A 26676-nucleotide genomic window follows, 5' to 3' on the forward strand; every position below is an offset into this window, starting at 1 on the left:
GGACGGGTGGTGCGGCCGGCGGGCGGCTCGACTCGGGCCGGGGTTTCGAGCGGCTGCTACGGGGTGGCGCGAAATGTGCGGGGGCGTACGGTCGGTACGCGCCCGGCACCGCGGCGCGCGGTGGCGCGCCGTCAGGTGGGGCGGGTGTGCTGAGCGTGGTCGCGTGGACCGTCTCTGCTACGACCGTACGTGGGCCGCCGTGCGCCCGTCAGCGGCACTTCCAGCCAACACCGGTGCTTTCCGGGCAGTTCGAGGCGCGCTGATGGGCGCTCAGCGCCGTCCGTGCGCCCCTGCGGTGCGGCCCGCCCCGGGCCCTCGCTTGCCCCGCTGCGGCCCAACCACGGGATATGCCGCCGACACGTGCCGTGCGGCGTGCCGTCGCCGGACGGAGCCGGACGGAGGCGGACGGAGGCGGGCGGGCCCGGGCGGGCCGGATCGCCGAGCCCGGGCCGGGGCGGTCGGCGGAACGGGCGTTACGCTTCGTGGGCGGTGTCACCGCAGTCGTTTCGTCGCAGGTCACGCCGGTGCAGAGCGGCACCGGCCGTCGGAGGTGGAATCGGATGCCCCAGCAGGTCAAGGCAGTGATCGCGCGCGCCAAGGGCGCGCCCGTGGAGGTGACCACGATCGTGGTGCCGGACCCAGGCCCGGGCGAGGCGGTGGTCCGGATCCAGGCGTGCGGCGTCTGCCACACCGACCTCCACTACCGCGAGGGCGGCATCAACGACGAGTTCCCGTTCCTGCTCGGCCACGAGGCCGCGGGCGTCGTGGAGTCGGTCGGCGACGGCGTCACCGAGGTCGAGCCCGGTGACTTCGTGATCCTCAACTGGCGTGCGGTGTGCGGACAGTGCCGGGCCTGTCGGCGCGGGCGCCCGCAGTACTGCTTCGCCACCCACAACGCGAAGCAGCGGATGACCCTGCTGGACGGCACCGAGCTGTCCCCGGCGCTGGGGATCGGCGCGTTCGCCGAGAAGACCCTGGTCGCGGCCGGCCAGTGCACCAAGGTCGACCCGGCCGCCGAGCCGGCCGTGGCCGGCCTGCTGGGCTGCGGGGTGATGGCGGGCATCGGCGCCGCGATCAACACCGGCAACGTCGGCCGCGGCGACGCGGTCGCCGTCATCGGCTGCGGCGGCGTCGGCGGCGCGGCCGTGATGGGCTCCCGGCTGGCGGGCGCGGCGAAGATCATCGCCGTGGACATCGACGACCGCAAGCTGGAGACCGCCCGCGCCCTCGGCGCCACCCACACCGTCAACTCCCGCACCACCGACCCGGTCGAGGCGATCCGCGAGCTCACCGGCGGCAACGGCGCGGACGTGGTGGTCGAGGCGGTCGGCCGGCCCGAGACCTACCGGCAGGCCTTCTACGCCCGCGACCTGGCCGGCACCGTCGTCCTGGTCGGCGTGCCCACCCCCGAGATGCGGCTGGAACTCCCGCTGCTCGACGTGTTCGGCCGCGGCGGCGCCCTCAAGTCCTCCTGGTACGGCGACTGCCTGCCCTCGCGGGACTTCCCGATGCTCATCGACCTCTACCTCCAGGGCCGGCTGGACCTGGGCGCCTTCGTCACCGAGACCATCGAACTCGACGCGGTGGAGCAGGCCTTCGAGCGCATGCACCGCGGCGACGTCCTGCGTTCGGTGGTGGTCCTGTGAGCACCTCCGCCCGGATCGACCGGCTGGTGACCGCCGGGACCTTCGAACTCGACGGCGGGAGCTGGGAGGTGGAGAACAACGTCTGGATCGTCGGCGACGACCGCGAGGCGGTCGTGATCGACGCCGCGCACGACGCCGAGGCGATCGAGGCGGCGCTCGGCAGCCGTCGGCTGCTGGCGATCGTCTCCACCCACGCGCACAACGACCACATCGACGCGGCCCCGGCCCTGGCCGCCAGGACCGGCGCGCCGATCCTGCTGCACCCGGACGACCTGCCGCTGTGGCAGCAGACCCACCCCGACCGCCTCCCGGACGGCGAACTGGCGGACGGTCAGCGGATCGAGGTGGCCGGCGTCGAACTGACCGTCCTGCACACCCCGGGCCACGCCCCCGGCGCGGTCTGCCTGTACGCCCCCGCGCTGGGCACCGTCTTCACCGGCGACACCCTCTTCCAGGGCGGCCCGGGCGCGACCGGCCGGTCCTTCTCGCACTTCCCGACCATCATCGACTCGATCCGGGAGCGCCTGCTGACCCTCCCGGCCGAGACGGTGGTGCGCACCGGCCACGGCGACCCGACCACCATCGGCGCCGAGGCCCCGGCCCTGCCGGAGTGGATCGCCCGCGGCCACTGACGGTCGCACGGCCGTGACGTCGTGCCCGTACGGCCCCCGGTGCCCGTACGGCCCCGGTAGCCGCACGGCCCCCGGGGACGGATCGTTCCCCGGGGGCCGTACCATCCCGACCATGGCCCATGACCCGCGCGACCTCGACGACGCCATGCTCGCCTTCTGGCGCGAGCGGCACATCTCCACCCTGACCACCATCCGTCCGGACGGCACGCCGCACGTGGTGCCGGTGGGCGTGACGTTCGAGCCGGAGACGGCGACCGCCCGGGTGATCACCAGCCGTAGCAGCCGCAAGGCGCTCAACGTCGCGGCCGCCGGTGCGCGGGGACTGCGGGTCGCCGTCTGCCAGGTCGACCGGGCCCGCTGGGCGACCCTGGAGGGCGTGGCGGTCGTCCGCGACGAGCCCGAGCAGGTGGCCGACGCGGAGCGGCGCTACGCCGAGCGCTACCGCCCGCCGCGGGTGAACCCGGACCGGGTGGTCATCGAGATCGCCGTGGACCGCGTCCTCGGCCGCGGCTGAGCGGCCCGCGTCGCCGGAACGGCCGTTCTCGCTTTCGAGAACGGCCGTTCCCCGCTGTTCGTCGGGCGTACCTCGGCAGGGCTCAGGAGCCCACGACGAGCCACCGGGCCGGGAGTTCGATCCGGCTGCCGTCGGGGGCGGACTCGGTGGTGGCCAGCGGCAGGTCGCCGGAGGCGAGGACGGTGAGGCCGGCCGCGCGGAAGAGGTCGCCGAAGGCCGCGTCGGCGACCTCGGCGGGGGCGAGGCCGTGGGCGAACACCGGGCGCAGCTTGGGCGGCGGCCCGGACGGGCCCTCGGCGAGGTCGGCCAGCACCTTCTTGGCGGTCTCGGAGAGCTCGACCACGAAGGCCCGGCCGTGCGCGCCGAGCAGGGCGGCGACGGCCTCGGCGACCGGTCGGCGGTCGGCCGGCTCGCTCTGGTGGATCACCCCGCGCACGTACACGTTGGCGTCGCCGAGACGGTCGTGGAGGGCCCGGACGGCCTCGGGGTCGGTCGCGTCCAGTCGGTCGAACTCGGCCGCCCCGGTGGGATCCCGGCGCCGGGCGAGGTCCAGGGCGGCGGCGGACAGGTCGACCCCGAGGACCCGCCCGAAGCGTTCGGCCAGGTAGCGGGTCTGGGTGCCGTTGCCGCAGCCGAGGTCGACGAGCGGCAGTCCGGGGTCGGTGAGGTGCGGGGCGAACAGCGCGAGGTGGCGTTCGGCGGTGAGGGCCGGCTCCGCGTCCCAGATCACCGAGCTCGGCTCCTCCGGCGCCTCGCGCCAGAAGCCCTCCCAGGCCTCCCTGTACCGACTCGTCACGCTCATGGCGGTTGACCTCCGGGTATCACGCACAGTGTTCGGACCGTGTCTACCGGTACCGGGGCCGGGGCGGCAAGCACCGCCACCCGGAGCGCCCGGCGGTGCGTACCGGCGCCTCAGGCCCCGCCGGCCGCCCGGCGCAGCAGGTACGCGCCGGAGGCGGCGGCCAGGACGGCCATGCAGGCGGCGAAGACGAGGCCGGCGCGGGCCAGGCCGACCGGCCCGGTGAGCAGGCCGACGCCGATGACCGGGATCGAGATCCCGAAGTAGGCGACCACGAACAGGGCGGAGAGGGCCCCGCCGCGGTGCTCGGCGGGGCTCGCGGCGGCGACCTCGCCGACCGCCCCGCGCAGCGCCATGCCCTGACCTGCCCCGCCGACCAGCGCGCTGAGCACCAGCGGGGCGAGGAGGGTCCAGGCGAGCGAGGCGGACAGCAGGGCCAGCCCGGCGATCAGCACCAGGCAGCCCAGCGGGATCGCCCGCGCGGTGCCCAGCCGGGGCACCAGGAGCTGGCCGAGGGTGGAGGCGAAGAAGGCGGTAAAGACGATCAGGCCGATCACGGCGTGGTTGTCGACGCCGAGCTCGCCGGCCAGGAACGCCGGGCTGACCGAGGTGAACACGCCCAGCAGGGAGAAGCCCGCGAAGGCGGCGATCCCGGCCGGGACGAACACCCCGCGGACCTCCGGCGGCAGGGACGGCGGGTTCGGCCGCGCGGTGCGCAGCGGGCGGGCGCCGGCGACCGTCTCCGGCAGGCGGAGGGTGAGCGCGAAGGAGGCCGCGAGCAGCACCAGGTGCACGACGAACGGCAGGACCAGCGGGTCGGGCGCGTACTCGGCGAGCACCCCGGCGAGCAGGGGCCCGCAGCCGAGCCCGCCCATGTTGGCGGCGGTCGCGACGAAGCCGGCGCGGGCGCGTTGCTCGGGCGCGGCGAGCTCCAGCACGTACGCGGTGCCGGTGCCGGTGAACAGGCCCGCCGAGAGGCCGGACAGCAGCCGGCCGAGGAGGAGCAGCGGCACGGAGTCCGCGCCGAGGAAGACGGCGGCGCTGCAGGCGGCGAAGCCGAGCCCGCAGAGCAGGACGGGACGGCGCCCGACGGTGTCGGAGACGTTGCCGACCAGCAGCAGGACGCCGATGACGCCGAGGGCGTAGACGGCGAAGACGACCGTCACGGTCAGCTCGGAGAAGCCGATCTCGTCCTGGTACAGCCCGTAGAGGGGGGTGGGGAGGGTGGTGCCCGTCATGCAGACGGCGAAGGCGGCGGCGGCCACGAGGTAGCCGGGGAGGCCCGCGGTCGGCCGGGCGGTCCGACGGTCGGTCATCCGCCCACGATAGGCGGGGCGCCGGGCCGGGCCGGTGCCGCCCGGAGGTGCGCTGCGCCGAATGGCGGGCCCCTCCCGACGGGTGGGCCCTCCCGGTGCGTTGGCCTCCCGGCGGGCCGGGTGGGGCCCGGCGGCCCGCCCCGGACAGGTGAGGGGCCCGGGGCGGGGCGCCGGTGTCGGCGGTGCCGTGGGTCCAGCGGGTCCAGCGGGGCGGGTCCAGCGGGTCCCGTGGTTTCAGGGGGTTCCGGAGGTTCAGTAGGTGAGGATGCCCGGGTCGGACAGGCCCGGGGCGCCGGTCTCGACGTGGCCGGCCAGGCGGCGGACGAAGTCGGTGGTGGCGTTGGAGGTGACGGTCACGTCGTACCAGTTGCGGCAGGTGCGCAGGTCGACGGTGTAGGAGACGGTGGCGCCGCGGCGGACGGTGACGGTCTGCGGGGTGCCGGCGTAGGCGTTGCTCACGGTGAGGACGACGTCCGCGGTGCCCGCGTTGGTGAGGGTGAGGTCCAGGCTGCCGGTGGTCGGGTTGTGCCGGGCGGTGACCTCGGGCCCGGCGGTCTTGCCGGGGTTGCGGAAGCGGCGCAGGAAGCCGTTGGGGCCGTGCACGGTCAGGTCGGTGACGCCCTTGGAGTAGGTGGTGTTCCAGGTGTCCGTGATGGACTTGCCGGCCTCGGCGGTGTACGTCCAGGGGCCGTCGGTGCGGTTGGCCGAGGTCACCAGGAACTGGGCGCCGGCGGCCGCGCCGCCGCTGAAGGCGAGGCGGTACTTGCCGGTGGCGGTGTCGGCGGCGCCGTCCACGTACGGGGCGTACTTCAGCGGGCGGGTGGGCTTGGCGCCGGGCTCCTGCTTGGGCATGGTGCCGGTGGCGGGCGGGGCGGGCACGTAGTCGGGGTGCCGGTTGCGGTCCGGCGGGAGGTAGCCGGCCGTGGAGGGCAGCGCGGCCGGGGCGGTGTTCGACGCGGTGAAGTCGAAGGCGGAGGTCAGGTCGCCGCAGACGGCGCGCCGCCAGGGCGAGATGTTGGGCTCCAGCACGCCGAAGCGGCGCTCCATGAACCGGATGATCGAGGTGTGGTCGAAGGTCTCGGAGCAGGTGTAGCCGCCGGTGCTCCAGGGCGAGACGACCAGCATCGGCACCCGCTGGCCGAGGCCGTACGGGCCGGCCGCGTAGCTCGCGTTGCCGGCGAAGTAGTCGGCCGTGGTGGACACCGTGGACAGGCCCTGGGAGGCGGAGGAGGGCGGGAACGGCGGCACGACGTGGTCGAAGAAGCCGTCGTTCTCGTCGTAGGTGATGAACAGCGCGGTGCGGGCCCACACGTCGGGGTTGGAGGTGAGCGCGTCGAGCACCTGGGAGACGTACCAGGCGCCGTAGTTGGCGGGCCAGTTGGGGTGTTCGGTGAAGGCCTCGGGGGCGGCGATCCAGGAGATCTGCGGCAGCGTGCCGGCCTGGACGTCGCGGCGCAGGACGTCGAACAGGCCGTCGCCGGCCTTGGCGTCGGTGCCGGTGCGGGCCTTGTCGTAGAGCGGCTGGCCGGGCTGGGCGTTGCGGTAGTTGGTGAAGTAGAGCAGCGAGTTGTCGCCGTAGTTACCGCGGTAGGGGTCGGATATCCAGCCCCAGGAGCCCGCCGCGTCCAGGCCGTCGCCGATGTCCTGGTAGATCTTCCAGGAGACCCCGGCCCGCTCCAGCCGCTCGGGGTAGGTGGTCCAGCCGTAGCCGGCCTCCTGGTTGCCGAGGACGGGGCCGCCGCCGGTGCCGTTGTTGCCGGTGAAGCCGGTCCACATGTAGTAGCGGTTCGGGTCGGTCGAGCCGATGAACGAGCAGTGGTAGGCGTCGCAGAGGGTGAAGGCGTCGGCGAGCGCGTAGTGGAACGGGATGTCCTGGCGGGTCAGGTAGGCCATGGTGGTGGCCGTCTTGGCGGGCACCCACTGGTCGTACTTGCCGTTGTTGAAGGCCTTGTGGCCGCCGGCCCAGTCGTGGTTGAGGTCCTGGACGAACTGCATCCCGAGGTCGTTCACCTGGGGGCGGAACGGCAGCACCTCCTTCTTGCCGCTGTCCGTCTGGTGCCACACGGATTTGCCGCTGGGCAGGGTCACCGGGCGGGGGTCGCCGAAGCCGCGGACGCCCTTCATCGCGCCGAAGTAGTGGTCGAAGGAACGGTTCTCCTGCATCAGGACGACGATGTGCTCGACGTCCTGGAGGGTGCCGGTGGCGCCCTGCGGGGCGATCGCCGCGGCCCGGGCGATGCTCTGCGACAACGTGGTGAACGCGGCGGTGGCGCCCGCGAGTTGGAGGAAACGACGGCGGTTCAGCTCTGCCATGGGTGGGGTGACCTCTGGGTGTCGGGGGAGCGGCGGACGGGACGGTGCCCCCAGGACAGCGCCTGTGGGGTACCTCCCGGCGGACCATTCATGACTGCCCGCTGTACGCCGGGCGAACGCCTTGAGTTGTCTGAACACGTTCGGCCGCCCGGCCGCCGCCCGGACGTTGTGCGGCTGCCCAGCCGGTGCGCCGCCGCCCGGCCGGTGCGCCGCCGTCCGGCCTGTGCGCGCCGCCGGACGGACCGTGAACCCGGCCCGGGCCGCCGCCCGTAGCTCGAAGGAAGGCGTGGCACGGGGGGGCGTCCGCCCCCGGTGGACCAGTGCGCCCCACGAGGCGGGGAGGAACCGGATGCAGTCCCGACGCGACCAGGTGCAGGCGCACCTGTTCGTGATGAGCAGGCTGGCCTCGGGCATGCTGCGAGCGGAGCCCGATGCGCCGGACACCCCCACCGGGCGGACCACCCGGGGCACCATGACCGGGCTGGCGGTGGCGGTGCTGATCGGGCTCGGCGTCACGGTGTACGGGGTGATCAGCCCCGGCGGCAGCGACGCCTGGGCCAAGCCCGGCACGCTGGTAGTGGTCGAGGAGACCGGGGCCCGCTACTGACAAGGGCGCAGCCGCTCGGCCCTCACGGCCCCCCACGCCGCCCGCCCCACGACCGACGCCCCGCCCGGCCACCACCATGGCCCTCACACGCCGCCCGCCGGGAGGACCGCGGGGATCCGGCGCGCGGCACAGGGACGCAGACCACCCGCCCACACCCCCCCGCCGGCCACCCCGCCCGCGCCATTCCGCCGCTCGCCCCGCCGCTCGCCCCGCAGCCGCCTCGCCGCCGCTCCCTCGCCTCCCGACCAGGGCCGCTCCGGCGCCGGGGCCGCGCGGGGGTCCGCTGAGCGGGTTTGGCCGGTTCGTTCTCGTGGCCCGGTCCGTCATGCCGTTCGGCCTCCGGCAGAGCGCCCGGCGGCTGGTGTCCTGACCTGCTTCGTCGCCATCGTCGTCAGCGCCGTCCTCACCCGCGCGCCTGGTGCGGGGGCTGCGCCGACGTCCGCTGAGCGGGGCTTGGCCGATTCGCCCTCATGGCCCCGCCACCGCCACGCCGGCCGGCCTCGCGCTCTCACCCTGGCTCGAGCCCGGGCCGGGTGGAGGGCAGGTGAGGGTCAGCGTGCGGGGTGGAGGACTTCGAGGGGGCCGCGGCGGCGGCTCGGCCGCGGGCGGGTTCGTGGGCGCTCCGGTGCGGAATGCCGGATCCGTGCGGCGGACCGTCGTCGCCGAGGTCGCGGCCCGCTGTCCATGGCCCTCGCGGTCGCGACCGGGAGCGGTGGAGTCGCGCGGGTCGCGGGGTGTGTTGTGCCCGCGGGCGCGGTCGTCTCGCTCGTCGGCGTGCTCGCATTGCGCGTGGTTGCCCGGGGTTGGGCGGATCCGGGTACGGGTCAGGGGTGGCGGCTGGACATGGTGTCGCCGATGAGGGCGGCGAGTTCGAGGTAGGCGAGGCGGGTGCGGGGGCGGAGGGCCGTGGGGGCGGCCGGGGTGTGGGGTGGAAGGGTGAGGGCGCCGCGGCAGCGGGTGCGGAAGTGGGTGAGGAGGTCGCGTTCGGCGATGGCGCGGTCGGTGGGTGGGGCGGGGGTGAACACGGTGGCGGCGCCGTGGACCAGGTCGTGGCGGCCGAGGGCGGTGAGGTGGTCGAGGAGGGCGTCGGCGTTCCGGGCGCCGGTGGCGGTGGCGGGTTCGCAGATGACGACTTGGTCGGCGTGCGGGACGGCGGCCGGTCGCAGGTCGACGGGGGAGGTGGTGGTGTCGGTGAGGATCACGGGGTAGTGGCCGCTGAGTTCGGCGAGGGTGGCGGGGAGGGCCGCGGGGTGCGGTGGCGCGGCGTGGACGACGAGCCGGCTGCCGGGGTGCCGTTCGGCTGTGGTCGGACCGCCGGGGACGAGGACGAGGACCGTGTCGGTGCGGTGTTCGGCGAGCACGGCGCCGAGGACGGCGGCGATGCCCCCTGCGGTGGGGCCGCCCAGGACGGTGATCCGGTGGCAGGCGCGCAGCGGGACGCGGATGCGGTCGACGAGGTGTCGGCGTCGGGCTTGGCCGCCGAGGGCGAGGATGCGGCTGCGCGGCGGATCGGCGATCGCTCGGGGGGCCGCTGCCGGGGGCCGGGTCGGTGCCGCTGCCGGGGGCCGGGCCGGCGCCGGGGGCGGGGTGGGCGTCGGCGCCGGGGGTGGGCTGCCGACCGGGCCGCGGGTGTACAACTGCCGTTCGGCGGCCGGGATCAGGACGGTGCCGAGCGGGTCGAGCGGTTGCCTCGGCCGCAGGGCGACGGGGGCGGGCCAGGCCGCCGGCGAGTAGTCGGGGGCGGCCTGGGTGCGGGTGCCCGTGCTGCCGGGTGCGGCGCCGGTGGTGCCGTCGGAGAGGGCCACGGTCTGTCCTTCCGGTCCGTGTTGCGCGCGGCGGGTGCGTCCGGCCGCTCCGTACAGCTGTCCCTACGCTCGAAGCCTTCGTTCCGGTTCACCTGAACCGTTCTTCGCGGGAGGACCGTTGAGCGGGGCGGAGCGCTGCTGGCTCCCCTCGTCGTACGCGCGAAATTGCCGCACCCGACCGGACACCGATCGGTACCGTCATGCGGTGGCACTCGGCGCCCGCCGAGTGCCACCGAGGTCGAAGGAGTGTGAGTCCCGTGATGGGGACGGCGGGGGATGAGCAGGGGATGGACGCGGACGGGCCGGAGGTGCGGGCGTTCGTCGCGGCGCTGGTGCGGGCGGGGGCGCCGAGCGTGCCAGGTCCGACCGGGTTGGTGGTGCCGGAGGCGACTGCGGAGGAGGTGATCGCGGTGGCGCGGCGGTTGGCACTGCGGGCGGTCGCGGACGGCCGCTGGAAGCCGGGGTCGGCGCCGCGGGGGCTGTGGGGGGTGGCCTCGGCGATGGTGGTGGACGAGCACCCGTCGTCATCGGGGTGGTCGCCGGTGGAGCGGGAACGGGTGGTGACCTGGGTCGCGACGCTGATCGAGCACCGCGGCGAGGACGGTGTGCAGGAGTTGTTGCGGGAGCTCAACCTCCGCTGAGGGATGGCGGGTTGCGGGCGGGCGGGCCGGGTGCCGCGCTCGCCCTGACGTACCGTCCGGTGGTCGGTCCGGTGGTTCGGTCCGGTGGTCGGTCGGAGGCCGGCGGATGGCGTTGGCGGATCGTTGGTGAGGACTTGGCGCGCTCCGGCAGCGTGAGGGTCGTAGCCGCCGCCGGGGATGTCCGGCAGGCGCCGAGCGGCGCCTGCCGTGCCGTGTCCCCTTGCCCGATCTGAGAGGTAGCGCGTGTCGAATCCGTCCGTCGCCCCGTCCACGTCCGTCACCCAGCCCTCCGGGGACCCGTCGGACGCGGTGGGGGCCGTCATCGCCCCGGCCGGTCCCGTCACCGACCGGGCGGAGCCCGTCACCGCCCCCGCCGACCGGGCCCGACCGACCCTCGACCCGGACACGCTCGCCGAGATCCACCGCCTGCACGGCGGCTACCTGCTGCGCGCGCTGCTGCGGGCCACCGGCGGGGACCGCGGCAAGGCCGAGGACATCCTGCAGGAGACCCTGCTGCGCGCCTGGCAGAACCCGGAGGCGCTGAGCGCCGGGGCCGAGCAGAGCCGGCCCTGGTTGTTCACGGTGGCCCGGCGGATCGCCATCGACCACTACCGGATGGCCGCCGCCCGTGCCAAGGAGGTGATCGGCGAGCCGGTGGAGGACCGCCCGCAGCACGACGACCCGTACGAGCGGGTGGTGGTCGCCCGGGACATCGCGCTGGCGCTGCGGCGGGTGCAGAAGCACCACCGCGAGGTGCTGGTCGAGCTGCACCTGAAGGACCGGTCGGTGCTGGAGGCCTCCGCGCGGCTGGGGGTGCCGCCGGGGACGGTCAAGTCGCGCAACTTCTACGCGATCCGCGCGATGCGCCCGGTGCTGGCGGCGGAGCACGGGTACGCTCCGGCGGAGCGCCGGCCCCCGCAGCCCGAGCGCCGGACGGCGGCGGAGAACGGTGCCGCCGCGGTCCGGTGACCGGCCCGGCTAACGCGCCGGCGACCGGTCCGGCGAGCGGAGGTTGAGCGACTGCTCCAGGCTGCTGGCGAACTCGCTGCGGTACCCGGCGAGTTGCTCGTGGCGGCGGAAGCGGTCGAGTGCCGAGCGCAGCCGGCCGCTCACCTCCGGGGCGCGGCCGCGGGCCACCAGGTAGGCGGCGTAGGACTGTTCGGCGAGCGCGTGCCCGTAGAGCAGCCCGGCCTCCTCGCAGGCGGCGAGCAGCCGGTGCCAGACGAGGTCGGCGGCCCCCTCGCGGACGGTCAGTGGGAGGGACTGTGCTTCGGTGAGCAACGCCCAGAGGTGGACCTGGGTCACCGGGGTGGGCGGCAGCAGGTCGGAGGCCTCGCGGGAGTGGCGCCGCGCGGTGTCCGGGTCGCCGGAGGCCAGGCCGACCGCGCCCTGGTGGATCTTGGCGTCGACGAGCCGTCGGCGATTGCCGGAGGCCACGGCGAGTGAGGTGGCGGAGGCCGCCAGCCGTTGGGCCTCGGCGGTGTCGCCGAGCATCGCGGTGGCCAGGGCGAGGGTGGCGAGCGCCCGGATGCGGGCGGAGGTGGCCCGGGGCCCGTCCGCGGTGTCGGTGAGGGTGACGGCCTTCCGGGCGGCGTCGGCCGCTTCGCGTCGCCGTTCGAGCGCGATCAGGGCCTGGGCACGGCAGTTGAGCAGCAGCGCGATCGCGCCCGGGTCGCCGCAGCGTTCGGCCGCCGCCAGGCCCGCGGTGGCACGGTCCAGCCAGTGGGTGAAGAGGCTGGCGCCGTAGTAGAGGGACCCGGCGGTCAGGGCGATCCGCCAGGCGCGCTCGGGATCGGTGGTGGTGACGGCGCCGACCAGCGCCCGGACGGCGGGCTCCTCGGCGCGGAACCAGTCGAGGGCGGCCCGGATGTCGCCGACAGCCGGGAGGGTGTGCGGCGGATGGGCGGGGGAGTCGGAGTCCTCCTGGCCGGGGTCCAGGTAGAACCCGCAGTGCTGGAGGGCGGCGAGGTAGTAGTCCGCCAGGCGCTCCCGGAACAGTCGCCGCGCGGCCTCGGGCAGTTCGGCGAGCAGTCCGGCGCCGAACAGGCGGACCAGGCCGGTGCGGCGGTAGCGGCCGGGGGTGGTGCCGGTGAGCAGGTGGTGGGCGGCGAGTTCGCCGAGTGCCGCGTGCGTGGTGGTGGTGTCGGCCGCGAGCAGGGCGGCACTCGCGGTGAGGTCGAACTCCGCGCCGGGGTGGACGGCCAGGGCGGTGAAAAGCTCGGACGCTGTGGAGGAGAGTTGACGATAGGTCAGGCGAAGCTGCGCTTCGACGCCGAGGGTGCCGCCGGCGTCCAGGACGGCCAGCCGGGTGCGCTCGTCGACGAGTTCGTCGGCCAGCTCGGTGACCGTCCAGTCGGGCTGGGCGGTCAGCCGGGCGGCCGCGATCCGCAGGGCGAGCGGCAGCCGGTCGCAGAGCCGCACGAGCCGGCCGGCGGCTTCCCGGTCGGCGCGCACCCGCTCGGGTGTCAGGGCGCGTTCCAGGAGCAGCAGGGCCTCCTCCTCGGACGGCGCGGCCAGGCGCAGCAGGACGGCGCCGTCGAGGGTGATCAGGTCCTCCAACGAGGTCCTGCTGGTGACCACCGCGACGCAGTCCGGCCCGTCGGGCAGCAGCTCACCGACCTGCTCGGGGCCGGCGGCGTCGTCGAGGACCACCAGGAGCCGCCGGCCCCGGGTGCGTTCGCGGAACAGTGCGGCGCGTGCGGCGCGGTCGGCGGGGACGGCGTCGGCCGGGACGCCGAGTGCGTGCAGGAAGTCGGCGAGGACGGCCTCGGGCCGGGCCGGGCCGTCCTGGGCCAGGCCGCGCAGGTCGGCGTACAGCCGGCCGTCGGGGAAGCGGTCGGCGGCCCGGTGCGCCCAGGCGGCGACCAGGGCGCTCTTGCCGACCCCGGCGGGGCCGACCACGAGGACCGGTCCGTCGGTCACGCGGTCCGGTGCGCAGGCTTGGTCGAGCCGGTCGAGCTCGGCCTGTCGGCCGATGAAGTCCACGAACCGGCGGGGGAGTCGATCCGGGACGTGGGCGGCCGGCGCGGGCGCGGGAGGCGCGGCGGGCGGGGGCTGCGGCGGGTCGTCGGCCAGGACCTCGGCGAGCGCCGCCTGCAGGGCCGGGCCGGGCCGGATGCCCAGTTCGCCGTCCAGCCGCCGGCGGGCCCGGTGGTAGGCGGTCAGCGCGTCCGCGGGGCGGCCGGCCTGGCGCAGGCAGCGCATCAGCAGTGCCACCAGCTCCTCGCGCAGCCCGTCCGTCCGGACCTCCTGCTCCAGCACGGCCACCGCCGCCGCCCCGGTGCCCTGGCGCAGCCGCAGCGAGGCCCAGCCGAGCAGGGCCGCGGTGCGGGACTCCTTGAGGTGGTCCACCGCGGCGGCCCGCAGCGGGGTGTCGGGCAGGTCGGCGAGGGCCTCGCCGCGCCACAGGCGCTGAGCCTCCTCCAGCAGGGCGATGGCCTCGGCGTCCTCGGCGCGCTCCGTGTGCCCGGCGGCCCGGGCGGTCAGCGTCTGGAACCGCAGCGCGTCCACCTCGTCGGCGGGGCCGGCCAGCAGGTAACCCGGCGCCCGGGTGTGCAGGTCGAACGGCGTGCCGGCGAGCAGCTTGCGCAGCGCGGCCACGTGTCCCTGCACCGCCGCCCGCGCGCTGGCCGGCGGCCGTTCACCCCACAGGGCCTCGCAGAGCCGGTCCATGGTGACCACGCGCCCGAGTTCCAGCGCCAGCAGTGCCAGGATCGCCCGCCGCTGCGCCCCCGCGAGGGTGGCGAAGCCGTCCGACCCGACCCGCAACTCCACCGGGCCGAGCAGCCGAATTCGCACCACGTACCCCATTCCGTTCGCACCAAACCCCAGGTGGGACCCGGGGCGGAGCAGTGTAGTCCGCGGACCTGTCCGGTCCGTGCCAGGTTGGCGGTCTGCCCCCTGTACGCACACGGGGTGGGTGCGGGTTGCACCCACCGCCGAGGTTTCTCGCCGCCTAAACCGGCGCCGGGCGTGGAGGCCTTGGGGCCGAAGGATCCTTCGTGTAGAACTCTTCGGAATTCGGACGGCTGCGGCAGCGGCGGCGCGGTGCGCGGGCCCCGAGCCGGGCGACCGCCCGGGTGGACGGGGCTCGCCGGCGGATGAACGGGCAGGTCGGGCCTATCCTCGGACGGGAGCCGACGGCTGGGGGAGGAGAGGGACGCGTGCACATCGATCTGCTCGGGCCGGTGGTCGTCCGGCGGGAGGACGGGACGGCGGTCACGCCCTCGGCGCCCAAGCGGCGGGCGCTGCTGAGCGCGCTCGCCGTGCGGCTGAACCAGACGGTGGCCACCGGGGAGCTGATCGAGCTGGTCTGGGACGGCGCCGCGCCGCCCACCGCACGGGCCGCGCTGCAGGGGCACGTCGCGGCGCTGCGTCAGCTGCTGGACGGGCCGGGGCTGGCGCTGGAGACCCGGGGCGCCGGGTACGCGCTGGCCGGCGAGCCCGAGCGGGTCGACGCGCTGCGCTTCTCCCGGCTGTGCGAGGAAGCGGGCGTGCTGCTGCCCGCGCCGTCCGCCCCGGGCGGGACGGCGCCGGACGGCACGGCGCACGACGATCCCGCGCTGCCGCTGCTGCGGGCCGCGCTGGACCTGTGGCGCGGCCCGGCGCTCAGCGACTGCGGATCCGCCCTGCTGCGCGAACGGACCCTGCCGCACCTCACCGACCTGCGGCTACGCGCCCTGGAGCGGCTGGCCGAGGGGCTGCTGCGGGCGGGGCGCGGCGGTGAGACCGTCACCGAACTGGCGGCGGCGGCCGACGCCCACCCCTCCCGGCAGACCCTGCCCGTGCTGCTGGTCCGCTGCCTGGAGCAGGCCGGGCGGAGCGCGGAGGCGCGGGAGCGCTACGAGCGCGGGCCGGCTCGGCCGGCCGGCCTGCCCGGGCCCGAACTGCGGCGCGCCGCTGAGCGGTTCGAGGCCCCCGCTGCCCCGCCCGACCGCCGCTTCGTCGGCCGGAGCGCCGAACTCGCCCGGCTGGACGCGGCCCTGTCCGCCGCCCGGTCCGGTCGCCCGCTCCTGGTGACCGGCCCGGCCGGCGTCGGCAAGACCGCCCTGGTCCGGCACTGGGCGGCGGTGCGCGGCACCGGGCACTTTCCGGACGGTGTGCTCAGTGCCGACCTGCGCGGCTTCGACCCGGACGGGCCGCGCGAGGCCGGCGACGTCCTGGGTGAGTTCCTCGTCGCCCTCGGCGTCGCCCCGGACGACCTCCCGGCCTCGACCGCGGACCGCTCCCGCCGCTACCGCGAGCTCGTCGCCGGCCGGCGGGCGGCGATCCTGCTGGACGACGCCGCCTCGTACGAACAGCTCGCCCCCCTGCTGCCCGACCCGCCGCGCGAGGACGCCGCGGGGGCGTGCGCCCCCGTCGCCGTCGTGACCAGCCGCAGCCGCCAGCGCCACCTGCTGGTCCGGGTGGGCGCCGTACCGGTACCGCTGGACACCCTCACCCCCGAGGACGCCGCCGCGCTGCTCACCCGCACCCTCGGACCGGAACGGACCGCCGAGGACCCGGACGCCGTCGAGGACCTCGCCGAGCGCTGCGACCGCCTGCCGCTCGCGCTGCGCCTGGCCGCCGCCAGGCTGATCGCGCGGCCCGACTGGTCCGTCGCCGACCTGGTCCGCGAACTCGCCGACGAGGAGACGGGGTTGGCCGCCCTCTCCGGCGGCGGCACCGGCACCGGACGCGGCCCGGTCGGCCTCACCACCGCCCTGGACCGGACCTACCGGACCCTGCCGCCCGCCGCCGCCCGGCTGTTCACCCTGCTCGGCCTGCACCCGGGCGCGGTGATCGACACCGACACCGCCGCCGCCCTCGCCGACCTCCCGCCCGCCGCCACCCGCACCCTGCTGGCCGAGCTGGACACCGTCCACCTGGTGGAGGAGGCGAAGCCCGGCCACTACGCCCGGCGCGCGCTGGTGGGCCGCTACGCCGCCCGGCAGGCGGCCGACCTCACCTGCGACGAACGGTTCGTCGCCCTCGACCGGCTGATCGCGCACTACCTGGACGCCACCGCCGGGTGGACGGCCGAGTGCACCGCCGCAGGCGCGGCCGGCAGCGGCGGCGCGCGCGCGGCGGCCTGGTTCGGACGCGAGGAGCGCGCCCTGCGAGCCGTCGTGGTCTGCGCCGAGCAGTACGGGCGTTCGGTCGGCTGCTGGCGGCTCGCCCACCGGATCGCCCGGCTGTACCAGGCCACCGGCCACGACCGGGCGCACTGGCGCGAGGTCGTCGAAGCCGGGCTGCGCGCCGCGCACGCGGACGGGGACGAGGCGGCCGTCGCCCGGCTCGGCACCGACCTCGCCGTGCTGCACGTCGCCCGCGCCGCCCACCGCACCGCCGCCGAGCAGCTGGACCGGGCTGTCGCCGCGGCCGAGCGGGCGGGCGACGCGGCGCTGCGCCACCACTGCCGGAGCCGGGTGGCCGCCGCGCTGCTGCAGGCCGGCCGCCCCGACCGGGCGCTGCCCCTGCTCACCGAGCTGGTGTCCGCCGCCCGCACTCCGGCCACCGGACACCTGCTGGTGGGCTCGCTCACCGAGCTCGCGGACGCCCTGGTCCTGGCCGGAGAGCCGGGGCGGGCCCTCGCCCACGCCGAGGAGGCCGTCCGGGTCGCTGCCGAGCGCGGCGGCGGCGCCGAAGCCGTGCTCGCCACGCTCGGCCGCGCCGGCGCCCTGCACGCCCTCGGCCGCCGGGACGCCGCGCTCTCCTCGGCCCGGCTCGCCGTGGCCGTGGGCCGTACCGTCGGGGATCCGGCCCTGGAGGCGCGCGCACACGGCCTGCTCGCGGACCTGCTGGGCGAGCTGGGCCGCAGCGTGGAGGCAGCCGAGGCCCGGCGCCGGGCCGAGGCGCTGACGGCGGGTGGCGGCTGAGGTTGTGCGCCCCCCCGGTGCCCGCCTGCTCACCGGCGCGGGTGGTCGCGGGCGGTGGGCGGTCCCGCAATCCGGCCGAACCGGGCCGTCGGCGGGCCCGGAATCCCCGCGTGATCCCTTGACCGGCGGCCCGCGGTTCCACCGGATTGCGGGACCACAGGCGGAACTACCGGCAGTTCTGATGAGTGGAACCGCCGCGGGGCCCGGCCGCCCGGCGCCGGGGCGTACGCCCCGGTGCGGGTGGGACGTCGGCGAACGATCGGGTACAGGGCAGTTCCGCCGGCAGGGCATACTTCTGCCTGGCACTGCTGCCGGGCGAAGCCGGCAGAAGTGCCGACACGGGCAGGGCGGGGCGAACGAGGCCGCGCGGGCGTGGCCGAGCGAGCGGCCGACGGAGTGGGGGCGGGACATGACGGCTGGCGGCGGGCCACGTGCGGACGCGGGTACGGGCGCGGGAGCGGACATCGGCGAGTTCAGTCGGCTGCTGTCCGGGCACCGGGTGGCGGCCGGCCTGACCCAGGAGGAACTGGCCGCGGCCGCCGGGGTCAGCCTGCGCGCCCTCGGGGACATGGAGCGCGGCCGCACCCGCGGCCCGCAGCGGCGCACCGTGCGGGCCCTGGCGGTCGCGCTGGGTCTGGACGGGGCGCGGACGGAGGCGCTGGAGCGCGCCGCCCAGTCCGGGCGGCCTCGTGGTGTCCGGCCGAGCCCGGCCGGGGTCGTGGCCCAGGCGGCCGCGCCTTCCGCCGGGGCACCGACCGCCGTCGCGCCCTCCACCGCGCCGCCGACCGCCCTGCCGCGCTCCGCCGCCGCCGCGCCCTCCGCCGGCACGTCGGCCGCTGAGGGGACGACGGGGACGACCGCCACCGCTCCGCCGCTCGCCGGGGGCCAGCACGCCCTCGCCCTGCCGCGCGACATCGCCGACTTCACCGCCCGGGAGAGCGCCCTCGCCACGCTGCTCCGCCTCGCCGCGGACGAGCGGCCCGCCCACCCCCGTGTGGTGCTGGTGAGCGGTCAGCCGGGCCTCGGCAAGACCGCCTTCGCCCTGCACGCCGCGCACTGCCTGGCCGAGCGCTTCCCGGACGGCCAGCTCTCCCTGGACCTCGGCGGGACGTCCGCCCAGCCGCTGCCCGCCCGTGACGCGCTCGGCCAGGTGCTGCGTGCCCTCGGCGTCCAGGACGGCGCGGTGCCCGCCGGGACGGAGGAGCGGGCCGGTCTCTACCGGGCGCTGGTGCGCGAGCGGCGGCTGGTCCTGGTGCTGGACGACGCCGCCGACGAGGGCCAGGTGCGCCCGCTGCTGCCGGGCTCCGGACCGGCCGTGACCCTCGTGACCAGTCGCAACGCGCTGCCAGGCCTGGAGTCGGTGCACCGGCTGAGCCTGGACGTGCTGTCCCCGGCCGAGGCGGCCGGCCTGCTGGCCCGGATCGCCGGCCGCGAGCGGATCGAGGCCGCGCCGGACGCCACCGCCGAACTGGCCGCGCTCTGCGGCTACCTGCCGCTCGCGCTGCGGATCGCCGGACAGCGGCTGGTCGCCCGGCCGCAGCAGCCGGTCTCCCACCTGGTGCGCCAGCTGGCCGCCGAGGAGAACCGGCTGGACCTGCTGGAGACCGGCGACCTGGCGGTCCGCACGGCCTTCGAACTGTCCTACCGCCGACTGCCCGCCGAGGCCCAACTGATTCTCCGCCGCTGTGCGTTGACCGCCGGGCCGGACTTCACCGCGATGGTCGCCGGCGCCTACGCGGGCCGCTCGGCGGCCAGGACCGAACTGGTGCTGGAACAGCTGGTCGACGCCGGACTGGTGCAGCCGGCCACTCCGGACCGCTACCGCCTGCACGACCTGGTGCGGCTCTACGCGGCCGAGCGGCTGGCCCTCGACGAGACGGCCGAGGAACTGGAGGGGGCCCGCACCCGGGCCGGGCGCTGGATCCTCGACCGGGCCGCCGACTACGGGCTGCGCTTCGACCCCGAGCGCGCCAAGGACGGCGTCGAGCCGGCCGGGTCCGCTGTCGCCCACCTCACCGAGGCGGCGCGCTGGCTGGAGCACGAGCACCCGGAGTGGCTGGCCGCGCTGTACCACGCGCAGCAGGCCGGCCGCCACCGGGAGGTGGTCGACACCGCCGAGGCCATGCACTGGTTCTCGGACCGCCTGCTGAGCTGGGGCATCTGGGAGGAGGTGTTCCAGCTCTCGGTGGACGCCGCCCGCGCGCTCGGTGACCGGCGCGCCGAGGCCGTGCACGTCAACTACCTGGCCTGGACGCACGTCACCTGTCTGCACCGCTACCAGCGCGGCATCGAACTGGCCTCCGAGGCGCTGGAGTTGGCGCAGGAGCTGGGCGACCGCGAGCAGCAGGGCTGGGCGCTCACCTACCTCGCCGCCGGGCTGCGCCGGCTGCAGCGGCACCCCGAAGCGACCGAGGCCTTCCAGCGGGCGGCGGAGGCGTTCGCCGAGGTGGACAGCCGCTCGGCGCTGATCGGCCGACTGGTCACCCTGCGCGGCGCCGCCAACTGCCTGCGGGAGTCCGGCCGGGCCGAGGAGGCGGCGGACACCCGCCGCCGGGCGCTGGCCGGTGCCCTGGAACTGGTGGAGCGCTGGTCCTCGCCGCTGATGAATCTGATGGCGGCCATGACCGCGCACGAACTGGGCCTGGACCGCGCGGCGTTGAAACGCTGGCCGGCCGCGGAGAAGGCCTACCGGCAGGCCTTGGTGCACTACGAGGCGGTCGGCCGACCGGACAGCATGACCAAGACGCTGACCGAGCTCGGCACCGCGCTGATCGAGCAGGGCCGCCCCGAGGAGGCCCGCGAACTGCTCACCGAGGCGCTCACCGACCTGAGCGCGGACGGCCCCCGGCCCGGCCCGCCGGGGCACTGACGGCGGCGCCCGCTCCCCGCGCGCGTGGGAGCGGGCGGGGAGCGGGCGCCGTCCCGGCGCTGGGGCCGGGGCTGGGGCTGGGGCCGGGAGGCCGGTGGGTCAGATCCGGGTGTCCTCCACCACGGGCAGGTCCTCCACCACCGGCACCCGCTCCACCGAGGCGCTCGGGGCGTGCGCACCCGGCGCGAAGTCCGACCGCGGCGCGACGGCGGGCTTCTTCCCGCAGAAGGCCTGCTCCAGCGTGTTCATCAGCCCCTGCGTCACCGCGCCGTTGTTGGAGGCGTTGGCGAAGACCACCACGCTGCGCCGCCCGTCCGGGGTGGCGAAGGACTGGGTCTGGAAGCCCTGCACGATGCCGCCGTGCCCGTACACGTCCCCGCAGGTCAGCGAGATGCGGCGGAGCCCGAGGCCGTAGGAGACCTTCGCGGTGGGCGTGGGCAGGGCGGCGGTCATCTGCCGCAGCGAGTCGTCCGAGACCAGCCCGCCCCGCTCGCCGGCCAGCAGGGCGGTGAGGAAGGTGTCGAGGTCCTCGGCGTCGGAGATGACGGCGCCGGCGCTCCACACCCAGGAGCCGTTCTGCTCGGTGGAGTCCAGCAGCGGCTTGCTGCGGTCGTCGTTGGTGAGGTAGCCGGTGACGTGGGCGCCGCGGATCTTCTGGTCGGGCACCACGAAGGAGGTCTTGCGCAGGCCGAGCGGCTGGATGATCCGCTCGTTCAGCACCTCGGCGTACGGCCGGCCCGTGAGGTGCTCGACCGCGAGGCCCATCAGCACGAAGTCGGTGTTGGAGTACGAGTAGCGGCTGCCGGGGGCGTACTGCACGCCGTGCTTGACCGACATGGCCACCAGGTCGCGCGGGTCGTACACGGTGCTGCGGATGCGCGCCTCGAACGCGCTGGTGGTCTCCTCGCCGGCCTGCTCCAGCAGGTCGTTGGTGTGGTCGTAGACGCCGGCCCGGTGCTCCATCACCTGGCGGCCCGTCATCGTCCAGGCGTCGCCGTCGGGCAGGGTGCCCGCGGGGAGGTAGTCGCGCAGCGGCTTGTCGAGGTCGATCCGGCCCTGCTCCGCCAGCTGCATCACGAGAACGGCGGCGAACATCTTGCTGTTGCTGCCGACCCGGAACCTCCACGAGGAGTTCATCGGGGTCCCGTCCAGGTCGGCCTTGCCGACCGCGACCGAGCGGGTGCCCTCCAGGTCGCCGTGGTCGCGGATCACCGCGAAGGCGCCCGGCGCGCCGGCCGCCGTGGTGGCCTGGAGGGCGGCCCGCACGCCGGCGATGTCGGAGGCGGGCGCGTCGGCGGTGCCCCGGTCGGCGGCCGCGGCGTGCGCGGCGCCGGTCGCCACCAGGACGACACCGGCGGCGGCCACCGCGAGGGGACGCAGAAGGCTGGTCTTCGCCATGTTCCTCGGCTCTCTCGTCAGCTGACGCGGCGTCGGGCCGCGCCGTTCGAAGATCACTATCACCGGCCGCGCGGCCGAATTCAAAGTGAACCGGTCCGCCCGCGCTGTCCGTTGCGGGCGCCACCCGGGTGGCCGCACCGTTCGTTTCCCGCTCCGGGGCCAAGGTTTCACCTGCCGTCGTCTACCCGGGTCACGGCGCGCACCCCATGCTGTTCGGGCGCTCCCGCGCGTCCCGGTCCCCCGGCTCCGGCTGCCTGCCGGACCCCCGGTCACCGACACACCCGCCCGACACCCCGTCACCGGCCGCGGCGGCCCGGGGCGCCGCCCACTCCCATGCCGGGTGGCGCGCCGGGCCGCTCCCTCACCCAAGGATTGTCATGACTTCGTCCACGAAGCCCGCGAGCGTCCGATCCCGCCGCACCGCCACCGCGATCGGCTCGGCCGTCGCCCTGGTCGCCGCCTCGGCCGGCCTGTGGGCGGCGACCGCCACCACCGCGTCGGCGGCCGCCCTGCCCACGCCCGACCACGTCGTCGTCGTGGTGATGGAGAACCACGCCTACACCCAGGTCATCGGCAGCAGCAGCGCCCCGTACCTCAACTCGCTCAAGGCGGGCGGCGCCAACCTCACCCAGTCCTTCGGCATCACCCACCCGAGCGAGCCGAACTACTACGCGCTGTTCTCCGGCTCCACCCAGGGCCGCGTCGACGACAGCTGCGTGACGGTCGGCGGCTTCCAGAGCGCCAACCTGGCCTCCGAGGTGATCGCCGCCGGCAAGACCTGGGCCAGCTACAACGAGTCCCTGCCCAGCCAGGGCAGCACCACGTGCAGCAGCGGCAAGTACGCCCAGAAGCACAACCCCTGGTTCGGCTTCGGCAACGTCCCGCTGAGCTCCGCCAAGACCTTCGCGCAGTTCCCGACCGACTACAGCACCCTGCCGAACGTCTCCTTCGTGGTGCCGAACCTCTGCAGCGACATGCACGACTGCTCGGTCAGCACCGGCGACACCTGGATCAAGAACAACCTCGGCGCCTACGCCACCTGGGCGCAGACCCACAACAGCCTGCTGATCGTCACCTTCGACGAGGACAACAGCCTGTCCGGCAACCGGATCCCGACCGTCATCTACGGCGCCCACGTCACCCCGGGCAGCAGTTCCTCGACCACCTACAACCACTACAACGTGCTGCGCACGGTGGAGGACCTGGCCGGTACCGGCGGCCACGCGGGCAACGCGGCCTCCGCGAGCGACATCACCGGCATCTGGAGCTGAGCCCGGCCGATCGGTGCGTGACCCCTGTCGGAGCTGGAGTCGGAGCCGGGGCCGGAGCCGGAGTCTCGGTCCGGACCGGTGGCCGCTCGGTCGCCGGCCCGGCTCCGGTCCCGGTCCCGGCCGCCGCTCCGGTCCCGGACCCGGACTCGGTTCCGGTCAGGGGTCGCGCGTCCGGCCGCCGGGTCCCGTGCCGCCGGACGCCGGGCACCGCCGCCGTGCCCGCGCAGACCAGCGTCACCAGCGCCGCCGCCGTCAACAGCGGCACCCGGCTGCCCCAGGCGTCGGCGGCCAGCGGCGCCAGCACGTACCCGAGCGGCGCGGCGCCCAGCGAGAGCAGCCAGTCGTACGAGGTGACCCGGGCCAGCGTCCCGGCCGGGAAGTCCTGCTGTACCACCGTCTCCCAGACCGGGTTGAGGAAGCCCAGCCCGGCCATCGCCACCCCCTGTGCGGCCACCGCGAGGGCCGCCGGGGCCGGGAGGGCGAGCGCGAGCAGCGGCAGCCCGAACAGCGCCAGCGCGAGGTTGCCGGCCAGGACCGGACGGCGCGGGCGCAGGCGCCCGGCGATCAGCGAGCCGACCAGCAGACCCACCGCGCCGGCCTGGGTGAGCGCCACCCAGACGCCGTCGCCGCCGAGCCGGGTCGCGGCGATCAGCGGGCCGAGGGTGAGCAGGACGGCGCTCGCCCCGTTCCACACGCCGTGGGCGATCAGGCTGGTCCAGTACCAGTCCCGGGAGCGCACCTCGCTCCAGCCCTCCGCGAGGTCCCGGCGCAGCGAGCGCGGTTCGGCCGCGGTCGCCTCCGCGTCGGCGCCGCGCACGACGGTGAGCCGGGTGAGCAGGGCGGCGCTGACCAGGAAGGACGCGGCGTCCAGCAGGAAGGCCCAGCCGGCTCCGGCGGTGTACACCAGGACCCCGGCGAGCGCCGGGCCGCCGAGGCGGGCGACCCCGGTCGCGGTGCCGAGCAGGGAGTTCGCCCGCAGCCGCAGCTCACCCCGGACGGTCGCCGCGACCAGCGGCGAGGAGGTGGGCATGGCGAAGGCGGAGGCGGTGCCGCCGACGGCCGAGGCGAGCGCGATGTGCCCCAGGTCGGGACGACCGCCGAGCAGTTCCAGGCCGACGAGCAACTGGGCCACTGCCCGCACCAGGTCGGTGGTGAGCGCGACGACGCGCGGATCGAACCGGTCCCCGGCCACCCCGCCGAAGGGCAGCAGGAGCAGGCGCGGCACCATCGCGCAGCCCAGCACCAGGGCGAGCGCGCCGGAGGAGCCGGTGGCCCGGGTGATGGCGATCGCGAGGGCGGCGGGGACGACGGCGTCGCCGAGGGTGGAGATCGTCCGGCCGAGGAAGAGCAGGCGGAAGCCCGGCAGGTGCAAGGGGTGCCGGGGGTGCGGGTGTCGGGTCGCCGGGTGTCCGGCCCACGGAAGTCTGGTCACGCGCCGCACTGTATTTCGGTGACGAAATTTTGGCAACGAATATTTTGGTGACGTAGCTTTGGGGTTTGTAGACTCCTCCCATGGCCGAGCACCCCCATCAGCACTCCACCCCGCCCCGCGACTGGACGGACGGCCACGTCGAGCGCTGGCGGCCGGTGCTGCCCGACCTCGACCCGGACATCGAGGCCGCCGTCACCCGGATGGGCAAGCTCACCCGGCACTTCCGCCGGGTCCGGGAACAGGGCGTCGCCGACTTCGGCCTGCAGAAGCACGAGTTCGACACGCTCCACGAGCTCGCCGGGCGCGGTGGCCACGCCGCCCCCTCCGACCTCCGGGCCGACCTCAACCTCGCCCCGGCGTCGATCACCGGCCGCCTCGAGGCCCTCGAACGGCGGGGCTTCGTGGTGCGCACGCCGTCAACGGCGGACCGCCGCAAGGTCGACATCGTGTTGACGGACGCCGGGCGCGCCGCCTGGCACGAGGCGCTGGACGTGGTCGGGCGGGAGGAGCGCCGGTTGCTGGGCGTGCTGTCCGAGGAGGAGCGGCGCACGCTGTCCGACCTGCTGCGGAAGGTGACGCTGGCCCAGGAGGCCCCCGAGGACGGCCGTCCGGCCTGAGATGCTCGGGCGGAAGGGGGCCGGGGGCGGCACGCCTGCCGGGGTCGACCCGGGGGTCGCGCTGCTGGTATCGATAGGGCCGTGCGATTCGAACAGGTGCCGATGCCGGACGGTGTGGGGGCGCGCCCCCGGGACGGGCGGGGGTACCCGGTGCCGGCGATCACGCCCTGGCACCGGGGCGAGCCGCAGTTCGCGCTGACCGATCCCGGGCGCAGCGCGAACTGCGCGATGGAGCGGCGCTGTTCGGTGTGCGGCCGGTTCATGGAACGCGGGCCGGTGTGGCGGGTCGTCGGGCCCGCCGAGAGCGCCGCGATCGCCGCGGCGCTCGCGGACGGGCGGTCGTACCGCAACCTCGCGCCGACCATGGAGGGCCCCGGGCACCGCGCGTGCATGCTGTACGCCTCGATGGTCTGCCCGTACCTGGCGCGGCCGAACGCCCGGCGGCGGGCGACCGCCGAGGACACGGCCGACGGCCTGACCTCGGCCGCCGTCCGCGGGGCGGCGCGCGGGGGCCTGGGGGCAGTGGTCGGGTTCGCCGACTACGAGTACGCCGTCACCGAGACCCGGGTGCTGTTCCGCTTCCTCGACCTGGTCGAGTTCCTGCCGCACGGCTCCGCCGACGAGCACCTGGCCGAGCTGCGCGCGGAGTTGGCGAAGCCCGGCCGGGGGCACTGAGGCCACTGCGCCGAGGCCGCTCTACGGAGGTCGCTGCACTGAGTCCGCTGTACGGAGGCCGTCGGCCGGGACGCTGCGGCCCGGGCCGCGCGGGTGGGGGCTCACGGCCGGAAGGCGGGCAGGCCCTTGATCGTGGAGATCTGGGCCGGTGCGGCCGAGCCGTCGGCGGGCACGGTGCTGACGCCGTCCGCGGTGCGGGCCGCGATGGTCCTGCCGTCGGGCGACCAGACGGGCTCGGTGTAGTCGGTGGCGGCCGAGGGGGTGAGGTCCTTCTCGGTCTTCCGGTCGAACTGGGTGGAGCGGGTGAACAGGTGGTCGTGCCCGTCCACCGAGCGGACGAAGACCAGGTGCTCGCCGTCCGGGGACAGCGCAGGCTGGGAGCCCTTGCCCATGTCCCGGGCGTTGGGCCGGATGTAGTCGTCGTAGATGTACACCTCGCCGGCCGGGGTGTTGGCGTACGCGATCGCGGCGCGGTGGCCGCCCGCGTTGGGCCAGGTGTTGCCGGTCTGCGGCGGCTGCGGGAGGTTGTCGTCGCCGCCCTCGTAGCTGTGCGGGGTGAGTACCTCGGGGGTGGCGCCCGGCGTCTTGGTGGGCACCTGCTCCAGCTTCAGCGCACCGCCCGTGGCGGAGGCGAAGACGATGGCGTCGAAGCGTTCGAGGCCCGCGGCGCCGGAGGTGTCCCCCGGCTCCAGGGTGGCGCGCAGCCAGGTGGGGTGGGACCAGGTCTCCCCGCCGGGGTTCTTGGCGAGCGTGACCTTCCCGGTGCCGTCCGGGTTGGCGAGCACCAGGTCGCCGTTGCCGTTGACGAAGGCGGCCCGCTTGCCGTCGGGGGACCACGCGAGGTCGCGGACGACGGTGCCGAAGTCGACGGTGGTGCCGTTCATCGCGACGCTCTGGGTGCCGGTGCTGATGGTGAGGTGGTTGGCGGCGGAGGTGCCGTTGACCTCCTTGACGGCCGGTGCGGTGCTGCCGGAGGGGGACGGGGTGCCGGGCGCGGCCGTGCCCGGCGCCGCGGAGGTGGGTGCGGTTCCGGTCGGGGCCGCCGAGGTCGGGGCCGCCGAGGTGGGTGGGGCGTCGGTCGGGGCCGCGGAGGTGGGTGGGGCGTCGGTCGGGGCCGCGGAGGGACCGGAACCGGTGGTCTCCGGACCGCAGGCGGAGAGCAGGACCGCGCCGACGGTGGTCATCAGGGCGATCGCGGCGGCGGTGCCGAATCTGTTGCGCACGGACATGTCCAGGTCCCCCTCGAGTGCTGTTCGTCGTACCGAGGGAAGACTCCCAGCGCCA

18 protein-coding genes and 1 pseudogene are annotated in these 26676 nt (G+C 75.7%); 11 read left to right on the plus strand and 8 right to left on the minus strand.

The features are described from left to right. The first annotated feature begins 560 nt into the window (after positions 1–560). The 3 genes from ACZ6Y7_RS06110 to ACZ6Y7_RS06120 all read left to right on the plus strand — a co-directional run bounded on the left by ACZ6Y7_RS06110 (position 561) and on the right by ACZ6Y7_RS06120 (position 2792). Complete coding sequence (locus ACZ6Y7_RS06110) at positions 561–1646, plus strand: S-(hydroxymethyl)mycothiol dehydrogenase (protein ID WP_465756629.1); 1086 nt, start codon at positions 561–563, stop codon at positions 1644–1646. After that, entirely contained in the window at positions 1643–2278 is a 636-nt protein-coding gene (locus tag ACZ6Y7_RS06115; RefSeq protein WP_465756630.1) for an MBL fold metallo-hydrolase, read from the plus strand. The genes ACZ6Y7_RS06110 and ACZ6Y7_RS06115 overlap by 4 nt, the downstream gene beginning before the upstream one ends. Positions 2279–2390: 112 nt before the next feature. Further along, positions 2391–2792 (plus strand): pyridoxamine 5'-phosphate oxidase family protein, encoded by a 402-nt coding sequence (locus tag ACZ6Y7_RS06120; RefSeq protein ID WP_465756631.1) that lies wholly within the window; start codon positions 2391–2393, stop codon positions 2790–2792. Positions 2793–2874: 82 nt separating this feature from the next. Here ACZ6Y7_RS06120 and ACZ6Y7_RS06125 read toward each other — a convergent pair whose 3' ends face one another. The 3 genes from ACZ6Y7_RS06125 to ACZ6Y7_RS06135 form a co-directional block, all read right to left on the minus strand. After that, a complete protein-coding gene (locus ACZ6Y7_RS06125; protein WP_465756632.1) occupies positions 2875–3594 on the minus strand; it encodes a class I SAM-dependent methyltransferase in 720 nt (239 codons plus the stop codon). 110 nt (positions 3595–3704) lie between these two features. After that, on the minus strand, positions 3705–4907 hold the full coding sequence (locus ACZ6Y7_RS06130; protein ID WP_465756633.1) for an MFS transporter: 1203 nt from the start codon (positions 4905–4907) through the stop codon (positions 3705–3707). Between the two features lie 252 nt (positions 4908–5159). Beyond that, complete coding sequence (locus ACZ6Y7_RS06135) at positions 5160–7220, minus strand: phosphocholine-specific phospholipase C (protein ID WP_465756634.1); 2061 nt, start codon at positions 7218–7220, stop codon at positions 5160–5162. Between the two features lie 349 nt (positions 7221–7569). Between ACZ6Y7_RS06135 and ACZ6Y7_RS06140 the strand changes: the two are divergent. Next, positions 7570–7824 (plus strand): annotated as a pseudogene (locus tag ACZ6Y7_RS06140) (type VII secretion protein EccB); the annotation flags it as partial. 827 nt (positions 7825–8651) lie between these two features. Here ACZ6Y7_RS06140 and ACZ6Y7_RS06145 read toward each other — a convergent pair. Then, on the minus strand, positions 8652–9632 hold the full coding sequence (locus tag ACZ6Y7_RS06145; RefSeq protein ID WP_465756635.1) for a hypothetical protein: 981 nt from the start codon (positions 9630–9632) through the stop codon (positions 8652–8654). A 287-nt stretch (positions 9633–9919) separates the two neighbouring features. Between ACZ6Y7_RS06145 and ACZ6Y7_RS06150 the strand changes: the two genes are divergently transcribed. Together ACZ6Y7_RS06150 and ACZ6Y7_RS06155 are read left to right on the plus strand one after the other, a co-directional pair. After that, a complete protein-coding gene (locus tag ACZ6Y7_RS06150; RefSeq protein WP_465756636.1) occupies positions 9920–10273 on the plus strand; it encodes a hypothetical protein in 354 nt (117 codons plus the stop codon). A gap of 243 nt (positions 10274–10516) precedes the next feature. After that, complete coding sequence (locus ACZ6Y7_RS06155) at positions 10517–11242, plus strand: sigma-70 family RNA polymerase sigma factor (protein WP_465756637.1); 726 nt, start codon at positions 10517–10519, stop codon at positions 11240–11242. A 9-nt stretch (positions 11243–11251) separates the two neighbouring features. Here the strand turns inward: ACZ6Y7_RS06155 and ACZ6Y7_RS06160 are convergent, their stop codons facing one another. Next, positions 11252–14074, minus strand: coding sequence for an AfsR/SARP family transcriptional regulator (locus ACZ6Y7_RS06160; RefSeq protein WP_465756638.1), 2823 nt, complete (start codon positions 14072–14074; stop codon positions 11252–11254). A gap of 362 nt (positions 14075–14436) precedes the next feature. Here ACZ6Y7_RS06160 and ACZ6Y7_RS06165 point away from each other — a divergent pair, with 362 nt between their 5' ends. Both ACZ6Y7_RS06165 and ACZ6Y7_RS06170 read left to right on the plus strand, forming a co-directional pair. Beyond that, on the plus strand, positions 14437–17130 hold the full coding sequence (locus ACZ6Y7_RS06165) for an AfsR/SARP family transcriptional regulator (protein WP_465756639.1): 2694 nt from the start codon (positions 14437–14439) through the stop codon (positions 17128–17130). Positions 17131–17539: 409 nt separating this feature from the next. After that, complete coding sequence (locus tag ACZ6Y7_RS06170) at positions 17540–19999, plus strand: ATP-binding protein (RefSeq protein ID WP_465756640.1); 2460 nt, start codon at positions 17540–17542, stop codon at positions 19997–19999. 99 nt (positions 20000–20098) lie between these two features. Here ACZ6Y7_RS06170 and ACZ6Y7_RS06175 read toward each other — a convergent pair whose 3' ends face one another. Next, positions 20099–21397: a serine hydrolase domain-containing protein gene (locus ACZ6Y7_RS06175; RefSeq protein ID WP_465756641.1), complete on the minus strand. Its 1299-nt coding sequence runs from the start codon at positions 21395–21397 to the stop codon at positions 20099–20101. Positions 21398–21774: 377 nt separating this feature from the next. Between ACZ6Y7_RS06175 and ACZ6Y7_RS06180 the strand changes: the two genes are divergently transcribed. Next, a complete protein-coding gene (locus ACZ6Y7_RS06180) occupies positions 21775–22668 on the plus strand; it encodes an alkaline phosphatase family protein (RefSeq protein WP_465756642.1) in 894 nt (297 codons plus the stop codon). Here the strand turns inward: ACZ6Y7_RS06180 and ACZ6Y7_RS06185 are convergent. Then, positions 22649–24100: an MFS transporter gene (locus ACZ6Y7_RS06185; protein ID WP_465756643.1), complete on the minus strand. Its 1452-nt coding sequence runs from the start codon at positions 24098–24100 to the stop codon at positions 22649–22651. The two genes, ACZ6Y7_RS06180 and ACZ6Y7_RS06185, sit on opposite strands and share 20 nt — an antisense overlap. Before the next feature lie 80 nt (positions 24101–24180). Between ACZ6Y7_RS06185 and ACZ6Y7_RS06190 the strand changes: the two genes are divergently transcribed. Both ACZ6Y7_RS06190 and ACZ6Y7_RS06195 read left to right on the plus strand, forming a co-directional pair. After that, positions 24181–24717: a MarR family winged helix-turn-helix transcriptional regulator gene (locus tag ACZ6Y7_RS06190; protein WP_465756644.1), complete on the plus strand. Its 537-nt coding sequence runs from the start codon at positions 24181–24183 to the stop codon at positions 24715–24717. An 81-nt stretch (positions 24718–24798) separates the two neighbouring features. Beyond that, a complete protein-coding gene (locus ACZ6Y7_RS06195) occupies positions 24799–25392 on the plus strand; it encodes a hypothetical protein (RefSeq protein WP_465756645.1) in 594 nt (197 codons plus the stop codon). Positions 25393–25493: 101 nt separating this feature from the next. On the opposite strand, the gene ACZ6Y7_RS06200 is transcribed toward ACZ6Y7_RS06195, so the two are convergent. After that, positions 25494–26621, minus strand: coding sequence for a TolB family protein (locus ACZ6Y7_RS06200; RefSeq protein WP_465756646.1), 1128 nt, complete (start codon positions 26619–26621; stop codon positions 25494–25496). Positions 26622–26676: the final 55 nt, after the last annotated feature.

The sequence above is a fragment of the Kitasatospora sp. NPDC053308 genome (assembly GCF_055585785.1).